Annotated in this window: 12 protein-coding genes; 3 read left to right on the top strand and 9 right to left on the bottom strand. The window is 61.1% G+C overall.

Annotated elements, in window-relative coordinates; translation table 11 throughout:
- Nucleotides 1-59: 59 nt before the first annotated feature.
- Nucleotides 60-1505 (bottom strand): sodium:alanine symporter family protein, encoded by a 1446-nt coding sequence (locus P8H27_RS17185; RefSeq protein ID WP_289638874.1) that lies wholly within the window; start codon nucleotides 1503-1505, stop codon nucleotides 60-62.
- 151 nt (nucleotides 1506-1656) lie between these two features.
- Here P8H27_RS17185 and P8H27_RS17180 point away from each other — a divergent pair, with 151 nt between their 5' ends.
- Nucleotides 1657-2475 carry a helix-turn-helix transcriptional regulator gene (locus tag P8H27_RS17180; RefSeq protein WP_289638872.1) on the top strand — a complete coding sequence of 273 codons (819 nt, stop codon included), beginning with the start codon at nucleotides 1657-1659 and terminating at the stop codon, nucleotides 2473-2475.
- Between the two features lie 6 nt (nucleotides 2476-2481).
- Here P8H27_RS17180 and P8H27_RS17175 read toward each other — a convergent pair whose 3' ends face one another.
- Genes P8H27_RS17175 through P8H27_RS17165 form a run of 3 tightly spaced genes read right to left on the bottom strand, consistent with a single transcriptional unit; the run spans nucleotide 2482 to nucleotide 4272 of the window.
- A complete protein-coding gene (locus P8H27_RS17175) occupies nucleotides 2482-3162 on the bottom strand; it encodes a GNAT family N-acetyltransferase (RefSeq protein WP_289638870.1) in 681 nt (226 codons plus the stop codon).
- 14 nt (nucleotides 3163-3176) lie between these two features.
- Complete coding sequence (locus P8H27_RS17170; RefSeq protein ID WP_289638869.1) at nucleotides 3177-3620, bottom strand: GNAT family N-acetyltransferase; 444 nt, start codon at nucleotides 3618-3620, stop codon at nucleotides 3177-3179.
- A 19-nt stretch (nucleotides 3621-3639) separates the two neighbouring features.
- Complete coding sequence (locus P8H27_RS17165) at nucleotides 3640-4272, bottom strand: FMN-binding negative transcriptional regulator (RefSeq protein ID WP_289638868.1); 633 nt, start codon at nucleotides 4270-4272, stop codon at nucleotides 3640-3642.
- Between the two features lie 101 nt (nucleotides 4273-4373).
- Between P8H27_RS17165 and P8H27_RS17160 the strand changes: the two genes are divergently transcribed.
- Nucleotides 4374-5846: a PLP-dependent aminotransferase family protein gene (locus P8H27_RS17160; protein WP_289638867.1), complete on the top strand. Its 1473-nt coding sequence runs from the start codon at nucleotides 4374-4376 to the stop codon at nucleotides 5844-5846.
- Between the two features lie 297 nt (nucleotides 5847-6143).
- Here P8H27_RS17160 and P8H27_RS17155 read toward each other — a convergent pair whose 3' ends face one another.
- Together P8H27_RS17155 and P8H27_RS17150 are read right to left on the bottom strand one after the other, a co-directional pair.
- Nucleotides 6144-7568, bottom strand: a complete 1425-nt coding sequence (locus P8H27_RS17155) for an aspartate ammonia-lyase (protein ID WP_289638866.1) — start codon at nucleotides 7566-7568, stop codon at nucleotides 6144-6146.
- 236 nt (nucleotides 7569-7804) lie between these two features.
- On the bottom strand, nucleotides 7805-8602 hold the full coding sequence (locus P8H27_RS17150; protein ID WP_289638864.1) for an ABC transporter substrate-binding protein: 798 nt from the start codon (nucleotides 8600-8602) through the stop codon (nucleotides 7805-7807).
- 193 nt (nucleotides 8603-8795) lie between these two features.
- Between P8H27_RS17150 and P8H27_RS17145 the strand changes: the two genes are divergently transcribed.
- Nucleotides 8796-9704 carry a LysR substrate-binding domain-containing protein gene (locus P8H27_RS17145; RefSeq protein ID WP_289638863.1) on the top strand — a complete coding sequence of 303 codons (909 nt, stop codon included), beginning with the start codon at nucleotides 8796-8798 and terminating at the stop codon, nucleotides 9702-9704.
- A 553-nt stretch (nucleotides 9705-10257) separates the two neighbouring features.
- On the opposite strand, the gene P8H27_RS17140 is transcribed toward P8H27_RS17145, so the two are convergent.
- The 3 genes from P8H27_RS17140 to P8H27_RS17130 all read right to left on the bottom strand — a co-directional run bounded on the left by P8H27_RS17140 (nucleotide 10258) and on the right by P8H27_RS17130 (nucleotide 12656).
- A complete protein-coding gene (locus P8H27_RS17140; protein WP_289638861.1) occupies nucleotides 10258-11031 on the bottom strand; it encodes an HNH endonuclease signature motif containing protein in 774 nt (257 codons plus the stop codon).
- A gap of 394 nt (nucleotides 11032-11425) precedes the next feature.
- Entirely contained in the window at nucleotides 11426-12070 is a 645-nt protein-coding gene (locus P8H27_RS17135) for a hypothetical protein (RefSeq protein WP_289638859.1), read from the bottom strand.
- Nucleotides 12071-12161: 91 nt separating this feature from the next.
- A complete protein-coding gene (locus tag P8H27_RS17130; RefSeq protein ID WP_289638857.1) occupies nucleotides 12162-12656 on the bottom strand; it encodes a hypothetical protein in 495 nt (164 codons plus the stop codon).
- Nucleotides 12657-12886 lie beyond the last annotated feature (230 nt).

Genomic DNA, 12886 nt, shown 5'->3' with positions numbered 1-12886 from the left:
GCGCTCCTCAAATAAAAAAACAGGGGGCTCAGCCCCCTGTGTCTAACCTACTCGATTGCTCAGCGTTGATGCACGCTGTCGCCGATGGCGCCGAGATCGACCTCTGGCTGGCTCGATGGATTGGCCGGCCATACCGCCGGATCGAGATCCAGGTCGGCGAACTGCTTGGGATCGAACACCGGCGATTCGACGCCGGCCTTGATCTGGCCGTCGTAGTCGCGCATCAGGCGCAGGCCGACCTTGAACAGCAGGGCCAGGGCGATCAGGTTGGCGATGGCCAGCAGACCCATGGTCACGTCGGCGAAGGCGAACACCGTGCCCAGATCCTGCACCGAGCCCCACAGCACCAGGCCGACCACCAGCACGCGGTAGACCTGTACCGGCCAGCGCTTGCTGGTGAAGAAGCCCAGGGCGTTCTCGCCGAGGTAGTAGTTGTAGATCAGGGTGGTGAAGACGAACAGCAGCAGGGCGATGCTGACGAACACCCGGCCCCACTCGCCGACCACCGCGGCCATGGCGGTCTGGGTCAGCACCACGCCGGCCATCTCGGTGCCCGGCTGATAGACGCCCGACAGCAGGATGATCAGCGCGGTGCAGCTGCACAGGATCAGGGTGTCGATGAACACGCTGAGCGACTGCACGATGCCCTGGGCCACCGGGTGCTTGACCTCGGCCACGGCGGCGACGTTGGGCGCGCTGCCCAGGCCGGCTTCGTTGGAGAACAGGCCGCGCTTGACGCCCATGATGATCGCCGCGCCTATGCCGCCGGCGAAGGCCGGTTCCAGGCCGAAGGCGCTGTTGAAGATCAGCGCCAGGGTCGCCGGCACCGCATCGATATTGCTGCCGATGACGAACAGCGCCATGCCGATGTAGGAGAAGGCCATCAGCGGCACCAGCACGTCGGCGAACTTGGCGATGCGCTTGATCCCGCCGAAGATGATCAGGCCGATCACCAGCACCAGGGCCAGGCCGCTGAGATAGGTGGGCAGGCCGAAGGTGTCGTGCAGTGAGCTGGCCACGGTGTAGGACTGTACGGCGTTGAAGCCGAAGCCGAAGGTCACCAGCAGCAGCAAGGACACGACGATGCCCAGCCAGCGCTGGCCGAGGCCGTGTTGGATATAGAAGGCCGGGCCGCCACGGTAGCTGCCGTCGGGCTCGCGGCGTTTGTACAGCTGGGCCAGCGAGCACTCGAAGTAGCTGGTGGCCATGCCGACCAGGGCGACCATCCACATCCAGAAGATCGCGCCCGGGCCGCCGAGCATGATCGCCACCGAGACCCCGGCGATGTTGCCGGCGCCGACCCGGCCGGCGACGCTGAGCATCAGTGCCTGGAACGAGCTGAGCTGGCCCGGCTGGTGCTGGAAGGCTTCGCGGAAGATGCGGAACATGCTGCCGAAGTAGCGCAGCTGGACGAAGCGCGAGGCGATGGTGAAGTACAGGCCCAGGCCGATCAGCATGACGATCAGGAGCTTGCTCCAGATCAGGTCGTTGAGAATATCGAGCATGATGACACTGCCTCTCTTGTTGTTCTGTCAGGAAAAATGCGCGGTGCCGAATGGTTGAACAGCGCCGCTCGTCATGCAATTTCGCGGGTGGCGGCGATCTGATGCGAGTTGATGCTAGAATCGCATCGCTCGCGCCAACAGGAATTGCTCCATGCCGGACTATCTGGGGGCCAACCTCAAGCTGCTGTGCAGCCACTACCGCTCGATTGCCGAGGTGTGCCGGCAGTTGGCGATCAATCGCGCCCAGTTCAACAAATACCTCAGCGGGCAGAGCCGACCGACGGCGCACAACCTCAAGCGCATCTGCGATTTCTTCGGCGTCGAGGCCTACGAACTGAGCCTGCCGGGCGAGCAGTTCGCCGAACTGATAGGCGCGCGCAGCAGCGGTCAGGCCCAGCCACCGGCCGGCGACCCGCTGCTGGAGTTTCTCCAGCCGCTGCGCGAACACTCCAGCAGCCTGACGCGCTATTGCGGTTACTACTTCGAATACGCCAACTGCATGTCGGTACCCGGCAAGATCCTGCTGTCGCTGGTGCAGCTGCGCGAGGAACGCGGCAGCTATCTGTTCGAGCGCCAGGAGCGCCAGGAGCCGTCGCGCGCCGTCGGCGGCAAGGCCGAGGATTGGGTGCGTTGCCGTTACCTGGGGGCGGCCTTCTACCTGCAGGATCGGCTGTTCCTGATCGACTACGAGTCGCTGACCGGCAACGAGATGAGCCAGACCATCCTGATCCCCAGTTTCAAGAGCCGCATCACTCGCCTCAACGGCCTGAAGACCGGGGTGTCCAGCGGCGACCGGCGCACCCCGGCCTGCACCCGGGCGGTCTGGGAGTTCCTCGGCAGCGAGATCAACCGGGTCAATGCCTACCGCCAGGTGATGCTCTACGACCCGGACGACCCGCGCATCGATGCGGATATCCGCCAGCGCCTGGGCGGCGCGGACATCCGCGACGGCCTGTTCGAGATCGAGTAGGCGCGGCTAGCGGCGCAGCTCTTGCAGGCGCTGTTTCTGCCGGCCCTGTTCATCGAAATTGGCGGCTGCCAGCCAGCGTTCGAAGGCGGCCCGGCAGCGCGGCCACTCGCGGTCGAGGATGGAGAACCAGGCGCTGTCGCGGTTGCGCCCCTTGACCAGCATATGCTGGCGGAAAGTGCCTTCGTAGACGAAGCCCAGGCGCTCGGCGGCGCGCATGGAGCGGGCGTTCAGCGCATTGCACTTCCACTCCAGGCGGCGGTAGCCGAGGCTGCCCATGGCCAGCTCGGCCAGCAGGTAGACCGCCTCGGTGGACGCCGGGCTGCGCTGCATGGCGCGGCCGAAGGCGATATGGCCGATCTCGATGCAGCCGTCCTTGGGCGTGATGCGCAGGAAGCTGAGCAGGCCGACGGCGCGCCGGCTGGCGCGTTCGAGCACGGCGAAGAACAGCGGGTCGCTGCTGGTCGCGTTAGCCGCCAACCAGACATCGAAGGCCGCGCGCTCGGCAAACGGCCCATAGGCCAGGTAGTCCCACAGCCGCGGGTCGCAGTCCGGGCCTTGTAACGCCAGCCACAGGTCGTCGCCGTGGCGCGCCGGCTCCAGGGGTTCGAGACATACGTAACGGCCGTCCAGCGGTGCATGGGCGGGGACGGCAACGGGCCGCCAGTCGAGTTGCGGGTCTTGGCTCATGCCGGGACTCCTGCTCAGAGCAGCTTGCGGTATTGGACGAAGCCCGAGCGCTCGGCGATGCGCTGGTACAGCTGCATGGCGTCGCTGTTGCTCTCGTGGGTCAGCCAGTGCACCCGCGAGGCGCCGGCAGTCTGGGCGGCCTGGTAGACGTGTTCGATCAGCTGGCGGCCGATGCCGGCGCCGCGCAGGCCTTCGCCGACGAACAGATCCTGCAGGTAACAGTAGTCGCCCTCGGTCCAGCAGGAGCGGTGGTAGATGAAGTGCACCAGGCCGACGGCGCGCTTGCCTTGCCAGGCCAGAGCGGCGTGCATGGGTTCGCCCGGGTCGAGGAAGCGCCGCCAGGTCAGGGCGCTGGTTGCGCTGGCGATCTCGGCTTTGTAGAAGCGCTGGTAGCCCTGCCAGAGCGGCAGCCAGGCAGCCTGGTCGGCGGCGCCGACGGGGCGGATCTCGATGGTCATGGGTGTTCCTTGGGTTGGCTTAGCGGTCGTTGTTCATGCGCGCGGCCAGCTCAAGGTCGCGGGGGTCGAGGCTGGTATTCAGGCCCGCGCGCACACCCGCCTGGTCGGCGGCGCTGCGGTTCTGGCCGAGCTTCCACTTGCCGTCGAGACGCTGGATCGGCAGGGCGAAGCCGACGATGGCGCGCAGCATGCTGTCGATGTAGTCCTGCGGCGCCTCGCCGACCGCCCAGGGTTGGGCGCGGCCGGCTTCGTGGTGCGCGCTGAGACGGCTGACCAGCGCCAGCAGACGCCCGGTGTCGTCGAACACCTCGGCCCGGCCCCGGGCGTGTACGGCGATGTAGTTCCAGGTCGGCACCACCTTGCCGTGCTCGGCCTTGGCCGGGTACCAGGCCGGGCTGACGTAGGCTTCCGGGCCGCTGAAGATCGTCAGCACTTCGCCGCCGTTGGCCAGTTCCTGCCACTGCGGGTTGGCTCGGGCGAAATGGCCGTAGAGGGTGCCGAACTCGCCTTCGTCGGCGACCAGCAGCAGCGGCAGGTGGCTGGCGAGCAGACCGCTCGGGCCCTGGCTGACCACCGTGGCCAGGCGGCAGGCGGCAATCTGCCGGTGCAGCGCGGCGAGGTCGTCCTGGCGGAAGGCGGCGGGCATGTACATGGCGGCTTCTCCGAAACGGGGCCTGATGGGGTACGGCCATGCTAGGCAGGATATTGGCCTGTTGTAAGATCCACTTATCGCGACTTTCATAGAGCCAATCCATGCCGCTGCCTGTGCCACTGCCCGTCGACCTCTCCGGCATTCGCCTCGACCCGGCCCAGGGTCTGGCCCGGCAGCTGTATCGGGCGTTACGCGAGCGCATCCTCGACGGGCGTCTGGGCGGCGGCACGCGCCTGCCGGCCAGCCGCGACCTGGCGCGCCTGCTGGGCATCTCGCGCAATACCGTGATCCGCGCCTTCGACCAGCTGTATGCCGAAGGCTATGTCGAGGGCCGCGTCGGTGCGGGCACCTATGTCGCCGAACTGGCCGCCAGTGCGCGTGCGGCGCCACTGCCCGCTGCGCGCCCAGCCGCGAGCGTGGCCCTGCAGCGGTTGCAGCAGCACCACCTGGCCGAACCGCTGCAGGGCGCGCCACGGGCCTTTCGGGTCGGCGTGCCGGCCTTCGACCTGTTCCCCTTCGAGACCTGGGCACGGCTCAGCGCGCGCTTCTGGCGCAAGCCGTCGCCGGCGCGCCTGGGCTATGGCGACCCGGCCGGCGACGCGCAACTGCGCGAGCTGATCGCCGCCTACCTGCGCAACAGTCGCGGCCTGCACTGCGATCCGGCGCAGATCCTGGTCACCTGCGGCGCCCAGCAGGCCATCAGCCTGTGCGCGCAGCTGCTGGTCGAGCCGGGCGAGCGGGTGGCCATCGAGAACCCCGGCTACCGCGCCGCCGCCCATGCCTTCGCCGTGGCCGGCGCGCAGCTGGCGGGCATCCCGGTGGACGGCGAGGGGCTGGACACGGCGGCCCTGGAGGCGGCCGGCGACTGCCGCCTGGCCTATGTCACGCCCTCGCACCAGTATCCCAGCGGGGGCACGCTGTCGCTGGCGCGGCGTCTGCAGCTGCTGGATTGGGCGGAGCGCCACGACGCCTGGATAGTCGAGGACGACTACGACGGCGAGTACCGCTACAGCGGCACGCCGCTGACGCCGCTGGCCGCCCTCGACCGCCAGGGCCGGGTGCTCTACGTCGGCACCTTCGGCAAGATCGCCTTCCCGGCGCTGCGCCTGGGCTACCTGGTGCTGCCGCCGGCCCTGGTCGAAGCCTTCGCCCGCCGCCGCGCCCTGGACATGCGCCACGCGGAGATCGGCAGCCAGGCGGTGATGGCCGAATTCATCGCCGCCGGCCATTTCCAGCGGCATATCCGGCGCATGCGCGGCGCCGCGCGCAGTCGCCGCGACGCCCTGCTGGCCGGTTGGCCGCAGCAGGTACCCGGTTGCGCGCCGCTGCCGATAGTGGAAGCCGGCCTGCACCTGTGCGTGCGGGTCGACAGCTTGGCGCGCGAACGCCAGCTGATCGCCTTGGCGGCCAAGGTCGGGGTGGAGCTCAACGCCCTCAGCGGCTACTGGCTGGCGAACAGCAGCGAACCCGTGGATCGGCGCGCCGGGCTGGTGCTGGGCTTCGCCGCGGTGCCCGAGGCGCAGATCGGCGCGGCCCTGCAGGCGTTGCGCCAGGCCTGGGCCATCCCGGGCTAGCTAGTGAGCTGTGCGGCTTACTGGTTCATCTACCCAATTGAGCCATCCCGGGATTCGTAGGAGGCGCGCCCCGCGGCGAATGCAGACCGCAGGGCTGCCCGTCATGGGCCGGACGCCAAGGCAAAGGCTTCGCCCCGAGGTCGGGCCTCCCACAGACGAGGACTGGATCAGCACGTTTGAGTGAACCAACTAGCCGAACAAGCCACTGGCAGGCTTTCCGGCGGCAGAAAAGGATGGCCGAAGCCATCCTCTGAAGGTAGCAGGGGCGTGCCCCCGCTAGTGCTGCAACCCTTGCGCTCAGGCCTGCAGCGGCACCAGGCGCGGCGCGATCATGTTCTCCGGGCGGAGGATGTCGGCCAGGGTGGCGTCGTCCAGCAACTGCTCTTCGCGCACCAGTTCCAGCACGCCGCGGCCGCTGTCCAGGGCCAGCTTGGCGATGCGGGTGGCGTTCTCGTAGCCGATGTAGGGGTTGAGCGCGGTGATCAGGCCGATGGAGTTCTCCATCAGCGCGCGGCAATGCGCCTCGTTGGCGCTGATGCCGACCACGCAGTGCTCGCGCAGCATGTCCATGGCGCGTTGCAGCAGGCGGATAGAATCGAAGATCTTGTAGGCGATCAGCGGCTCCATGACGTTGAGCTGCAGCTGGCCGCCCTCGGCGGCGATGGTCAGCGCCAGGTCGTTGCCGATGATCTCGAACGCCACCTGGTTGACCGCTTCGGGGATCACCGGGTTGACCTTGCCCGGCATGATCGAGCTGCCCGGCTGGCGCGGCGGCAGGTTGATCTCGTTGATCCCGGTGCGCGGGCCGCTGGAGAGCAGGCGCAGGTCGTTGCAGATCTTCGACAGCTTGACCGCGGTGCGCTTGAGCATGCCGGAGAACAGCACGAAGGCGCCCATGTCCGAAGTCGCCTCGATCAGGTCGGCGGCCGGCACCAGCGGCTGGCCGCTGATCGCGGCCAGACGGTCGACCGCCAGCTGCTGGTAGCGCGGGTCGGCGTTGATCCCGGTGCCGATTGCGGTGCCGCCCAGGTTGACCTCGGTGAGCAGCTCCGGGGCCAGGCTGCGCAGGCGCGCCAGGTCTTCGCCGAGGGTGGTGGCGAAGGCGCGGAACTCCTGGCCGAGGGTCATGGGCACGGCGTCCTGCAACTGGGTGCGGCCCATCTTCAGCACGTGGGCGAACTCCTCGCCCTTGCCGGCGAAGGCGCCGATCAGGCTGTCGAGGCTGGCCAGCAGGGTGTCGTGGCCGAGCAGCAGGCCGAGGCGGATGGCGGTCGGGTAGGCGTCGTTGGTCGACTGCGCCATGTTCACGTCGTTGTTCGGGTGCAGGTACTGGTACTCGCCCTTGGCGTGGCCCATGGCCTCCAGGGCGATGTTGGCGATCACCTCGTTGGCGTTCATGTTGGTCGAGGTGCCGGCGCCGCCCTGGATCATGTCGACCACGAACTGCTCATGGAAGTCGCCGCGGACGATGCGCGCGCAGGCTTCGCTGATCGCCGCGTGCTTGGCCGCGCTGAGGTGGCCCAGTTCGCGGTTGGCGTCGGCTGCCGCCTGCTTGACCATGGCCAGTGCCGTCACCAGTTTCGGGTAGTGCGCCAAGGGCACGCCGGACAGGCGGAAATTGTGCACGGCGCGCAGGGTCTGGATGCCGTAGTAGGCATCAAAGGGCACTTCGAGGGTACCGAGCAGATCTTTTTCGACGCGGAATGATGCGACAGCGGACATGATGGCGAAGGTCTCTGGGAAATGCGGCTAGAGCCGCGATGCCTTCTAGACTAGGGGCTGTAGCGGCATGCCGGCCAATGCTGTTAAACGCTGGGGTATGCATAATCGGCATAATGCCGGTGTGACCGCCCAGGGCTGGTGGACGTGGCGGGGGCGCTCACGGGGAGCGCTCCCAGCCGTGGATCAGCCCCGGATCGTGCGGCTCGCCATGCCGCACCGCCAAGGCCTGCCGTGGTTCAGGCGTCGGTGGGAATCTTCCGGTTGCGGATCAGGTAGCAGAACTCCGGGGTCTTGCTGCAGCCGCTGTAGCCTTCGCCGATGATCTCGTTCAAGGCGCTCTGCAGTCGTTCGACCACTTCGTCGGGGGTGTTGTTGTTCAGCGCCAGGAAGATTTCCGAGGTGTGAAAAATCAGTGCGGTCTCCAGACCGCCAACCCCCAATTGCTGGGCGTAATAACGCCACGAGGGCTCGGCGGTGGCCCATAGATCGATGTCGCCCTTGAGCAGGCGCTGCAGATTGTCCTGCTCGCTCGGGGTGCCGTCGGCGTTCAGCCCCTGGCTTTTCAGGTAGGCGTTGAGCGCGCCATGGCGGTAGGCGCCGACCTTATACGCCGCTGCCTGCTCGAGGCTGGCGAGCTTGAGCCCGCGGCCAGACGCGCTGAGCAGTACGTTGTCGTAGTGGGCGAGTGGTCCTACCCACTTGAACAGCGAGCGGTTCTCCGCGGTGCGCACCATCGCGAACAAGCCATGGTCCGGTGACTTCAAGGTCTCGCCATAGATGCGGCTCCAAGGGGAGCGCAGGGTCATGCTGTAGGCGATGCCGGCCCGCTTGAACATCTCGTGCACGGTATCGGCGCCGATGCCCTGGATATTGTGGCTGCGGGCGAATTTCTTGTTGTCGGGGGACATGCTGAACGGCGGAAAATTTTCGGTTTGCAAGATGACGCGATAGTTGTCCGGCAGCTCGGCGTGAGCGGTAGCGGTCATTCCCAATATCAGGCCCGCCAGCAAGAGGGCACTGCGCAATTTCTCCATGCTCCAACTCCTTGTATTGCTCTTATTATCTTCAAGTCGAGAATTGTAGCGTTTTGTAGCCGCGAGCGATTGCGCTGCCCTGCGACACTATGGCGCGTAGGCAGTGCATAGGGCAGGATGGTTCGCTAAGTGCTGGCCGGCCCGACGGGTGGCGTTGTCGCATTGGCTCATTCCAAGGAAACCTGCGCAGTCGATGAACCTGGAAACCAAATGGCTGGAGGACTTCGTCGCCCTGGCCGCCACCCGCAGCTTTTCCCAGGCCGCCGAGAAGCGCTTCGTCACCCAGCCGGCCTTCAGTCGGCGGATCAAGGCGCTGGAGCAGATGCTCGGCCTGACCCTGGTCAACCGCGCGCGCACCCCGGTGGAGTTGACCGAGTCGGGGCAACTGTTCCTGGTCACCGCGCGCAGCCTGGTCGAGCAGCTCGGCGAGGTGGTGCGCCATCTGCACAACCTCGAAGGCAAGCAGGGCGAGATGTTGCAGATCGCCGCCGCCCACTCGCTGACCCTGGGCTTCTTCCCCGAGTGGATCGCCCGCCTGCGCCGCGAAGGCCTGCCGCTGACCACCCGGCTGGTGGCGACCAACGTCGGCGAGGCGGTGCATGCGCTGCGCGAAGGCAGTTGCGACCTGATCCTCGCCTATTACGACCCGGACGCCGCGTTGCAGATGGATCCGGAGATCTTTCCCTCGCTGCACCTGGGCGAGACCGCCATGCTGCCGGTCTGCGCGGTGGACGAGCAGGGCCAGCCGCTGTTCGACCTCGACAGCGGCCAGAGCGTGCCGCTGCTGGCCTACACGGCGGGGGCTTTTCTCGGCCGCTCGGTGAATCTGCTGTTGCGCCAGCGCGCCCTGCGTTCCAGCACCGTGTACGAAACGGCGATGGCCGACAGCCTGAAGAGCATGGCCCTGCAGGGCATGGGCGTGGCCTGGGTGCCGCGCCTGTCGGTCACCGCCGAACTGGCCCGCGGCGAGCTGGCAGTGTGCGGCGGGGAAGCCTGGCAGGTGCCGCTGGAAATCCGCCTGTACCGCTGCGCCCTGGTGCGCAAGGCGGCGGTCAGGCTGTTGTGGCGCAAGCTGGAGAGTGGCGAGGTCGGTGGAGCGTAGCGATACCCATCATCTGTGGAGATGGCTGGGCGCCTTTCAAGATCGGCCGTTCAACCACTGCCGCAGGTTGGCTGACCTTCCTAACAGATAGGGGAAAAACCACGGTTGCAGTCGGCCTCAGGGGCTTGTTTCGGTCGCCCGGGTGCCCTCCGCCCCAGCACTCTCTCCACCTCTGCCGTAAATCGTGAACTACCAAGTGCATAGTTCCAGTTGGTCGCTGAATGGATTTGATCTACCAGGTCAAGTTCGAGCGGATACCGAAAAAATTCGCGATAGGCCGCAGCCCGTGGCTCATCCAGCTCGCCCAATACTTGGGGAACCGTGGTCTGTCCCCTATTGCTTTGTCGGAACAGGCGAGTCCTGCAGCGGAATAAGACCGATAACAATCATGATATTCGTGATCGATTGAACGCTTGGCCCCCGCTGCGCGAACTACAGAATGACCAGGGCGGTGAAGCCCAAAACAGGCCGGATATACGAATGCAACCGCGCTGACGACAGGGATAAAAGAAAAGCTTTGCTCACTGCTTGTGGGGAGAGTCCATATACTTTGTTAGCCGTAGTGTGCTTCTCTATGGCAGTTTGGACAAATTGCAATTGCATTTTCAACAGTATCGTCACCGCCTCTAGCAAGTGGTACTTTATGGTGAACTTCTAGGTATGGACTACCATCTGATTTGCGGTTAAATGGGGCACGTTTAAAACACTTTTCACAATTTTCTTCTGCTCTATAAAGTACCTCAGCTACAACATCAGGGTTTCGCTCATAAACAATAGTGGTAACAGTTTTTTGTTTTGGATTTTTTTTAGCAAGGTTTAGACGCTTTCTTCGTTCTTTTGAGGACATTTTGGAAGATATTATGACTTTTTTTCTAAAACTCTCAATAACACTTTCTAAGGTATCTTCTTGAAAACCTATCTGCGATAACAAAATATCTGAGACCTCTGGTTCAAGGAGTTTTTGAAAAGTTATACCTTGAGCACAAAAATGTTTCTGGAAATTACTCCATCCCTTATTGCCACCAATAATAGCGGGCAACTCATCGCTTAGCTCAGTATCATTTAAAATCATATACTCTGAAAGGTTTGAAACATTTTCTAATTCAAAACGATATGGAAAGACATTTGTCATATCATCATAGTGTTTTGTAATCTTAAAAATACCGCATAAACGGAACTCTATTGCGTTATCAGGCTTTTGAATAACAATTACTTTAGAACCTATAGCAACCTTATCTCTCTTGCTTCTACTCGTCAGTCCATAACCAAACTTCCAATCAAAATTTTCTTTGTTCTTCGATCCATGATAAGCATAATAATACTTCATTTGATCTCCATGCTTCTGATTACGGCTAACGTATGAAGATAAGCACCGCTCGCGTGCTTTTTGCGAGCGTGTGCTTCAGCGACTTGTTATTCATTAATATCCAGCGCTCTGCGTAGCAGAGCTGTAAATGGAATGAAAACTCAGGACGGATAAAAATGAAAAAATACGGCACAGCGCTGTATAGAGAATCGGCGTGCGCTTTAACTTCGTTAAGCTCCGCCGATTCTCTATACAGCGTAATAGCTGCTTTTTGGATTTTTCGCCAGCCTGATTCCTTGCCATTTACGGTTTCCCTACCACGATTCTGCCTATTACATGGATAACGTTTGGTTAAGGGGCGGGCTTTAGCCCGTCCCAGTGAGCGAAGCGAACGGTTTGAACCAGTTGTTATGTGTCATTTCCAGAATGCTTTGGATACTGCTAAAAGTGTTTCTATGGATGGTATTGCAATGATTAAAAAACCGAGAAGATAAGCAATAAATGTAGAGTGGCGGGCTAGAGGATGTGAGACGTTCTGTGTTTTCCAATGCTCAATCATCAGATCTTTAGAAAGGTCTTGAAGCTCACTGCTGAATTCACCATTTTCATTGCTCTTGATTTTATCGAAGTGTTGCTCGAATTGAGAAACTAGAGTGTTTAAATGTATAGGTTTCGACTTCAGCTCTTTGAGCCCGTCAATTGTGCGCTGGACTTGAAACCTTGTTTGATATGTCAATTCATCTCGGAGGTATTCAGAGCTTGAACCGTATCTTTTTAGAAGATGCGGGCACGCAATGCCATATAAAATTGAGCCTAGACCAAGGAAGAACAATCCGAAATATATTAAAAACAATCTGCTGCTTGCAAGTTCTTCACTTGTCTTGTTTGTGTCTTGCCAGAAGTATCTAAAATATTCTGCGGACAGAAGCTCGTTAGATATATTTAGTAGGTGTATAAGTTGTTCGTTGAATAAGATTAAGTACCCAATAAATGGGGCGAAAACAGTTAGTCGAACGACCTTGGTTTCACCTATGCCGCGCAGTTGATCCCAGTTAAACAATTTGTACTCCTTCAGCGTGACACATAACGTTTGGTTAAGGGGCGGGCTTTAGCCCGTCCCAGTGAGCGCAGCGAGCGATTTGAACCAGTTGTTATGAGCCAAATCCGAGATTTAACAGTGTTTCAGAGCTAACTTTTAGCATGCTGTTAATTAGCTTATTTCCATGCTCTTCCATTGCCAAGTGATCATCCGGATCCCATTGCCCATGAGTCTCTTTGGCATAGTTAAGTTCCAATTGGCTTTTATCTAAAAATGATTGAAGCTCTTCACGATATTTCTTTTTTAGATATGGTGAAATTTTGTAACTATTAGCATGAAGAGATTTTACAAGCTCGATAACATTGTTTTCTGTATTGCTCCCTGAGTCAGACATTGAAAAGGAATCTGTATAAGTACTGCTAAGCTCGTGATGAGCAAGAAATTTAATTTTAGATATAGATTCTATTAAAAGCTCTGTTGAAGAAATCTCTTTCTCCCAGCGCCATTGCTTTCGTTTCAAGTACATGGGAAGTATAAAGCCTGATAACGCAGCGCCAGTAATTGTACCTAGCAAAGGAAGCAAAAGTAGCAATATTGAGTTGTTCATTTCTTCGCTCGCCAATAAAACAATTAAATCATTATAGGGATGATATATGTGGGCTCGGCAGTATGCTTTGACTCATAACGTTTGGTTAAGGGGCGGGCTTTAGCCCGTCCCAGTGAGCGAAGCGAACGGTTTGAACCACTTGTTAGGCCTGCATTGTCTTTCAATGTATGCCGCTCTTAGCTGTTCCTAATAAATAAGCAGCTATCAAGGTTAGCAAAGCAATAAACCAG

The sequence above is a fragment of the Pseudomonas sp. sp1636 genome, from assembly GCF_030376615.1.
In the GTDB taxonomy this organism is placed as follows: Bacteria; Pseudomonadota; Gammaproteobacteria; order Pseudomonadales; family Pseudomonadaceae; genus Aquipseudomonas.
The sequence above is the reverse complement of the archived record's forward strand: the minus strand, read 5'-3'. Positions and strand labels throughout refer to the sequence as shown.

What these genes read in the sequence shown, in the direction of transcription:
- P8H27_RS17160 (WP_289638867.1), top strand. Translation starts at nt 4,374, where the DNA reads ATGCCGCTGCCTGTGCCACTGCCCGTCGACCTCTCCGGCATTCGCCTC.
- P8H27_RS17170 (WP_289638869.1), bottom strand. Translation starts at nt 3,620, where the DNA reads ATGACCATCGAGATCCGCCCCGTCGGCGCCGCCGACCAGGCTGCCTGG.
- P8H27_RS17140 (WP_289638861.1), bottom strand. Translation starts at nt 11,031, where the DNA reads ATGAAGTATTATTATGCTTATCATGGATCGAAGAACAAAGAAAATTTT.
- P8H27_RS17155 (WP_289638866.1), bottom strand. Translation starts at nt 7,568, where the DNA reads ATGTCCGCTGTCGCATCATTCCGCGTCGAAAAAGATCTGCTCGGTACC.
- P8H27_RS17175 (WP_289638870.1), bottom strand. Translation starts at nt 3,162, where the DNA reads ATGAGCCAAGACCCGCAACTCGACTGGCGGCCCGTTGCCGTCCCCGCC.
- P8H27_RS17180 (WP_289638872.1), top strand. Translation starts at nt 1,657, where the DNA reads ATGCCGGACTATCTGGGGGCCAACCTCAAGCTGCTGTGCAGCCACTAC.
- P8H27_RS17150 (WP_289638864.1), bottom strand. Translation starts at nt 8,602, where the DNA reads ATGGAGAAATTGCGCAGTGCCCTCTTGCTGGCGGGCCTGATATTGGGA.
- P8H27_RS17165 (WP_289638868.1), bottom strand. Translation starts at nt 4,272, where the DNA reads ATGTACATGCCCGCCGCCTTCCGCCAGGACGACCTCGCCGCGCTGCAC.
- P8H27_RS17130 (WP_289638857.1), bottom strand. Translation starts at nt 12,656, where the DNA reads ATGAACAACTCAATATTGCTACTTTTGCTTCCTTTGCTAGGTACAATT.
- P8H27_RS17185 (WP_289638874.1), bottom strand. Translation starts at nt 1,505, where the DNA reads ATGCTCGATATTCTCAACGACCTGATCTGGAGCAAGCTCCTGATCGTC.
- P8H27_RS17145 (WP_289638863.1), top strand. Translation starts at nt 8,796, where the DNA reads ATGAACCTGGAAACCAAATGGCTGGAGGACTTCGTCGCCCTGGCCGCC.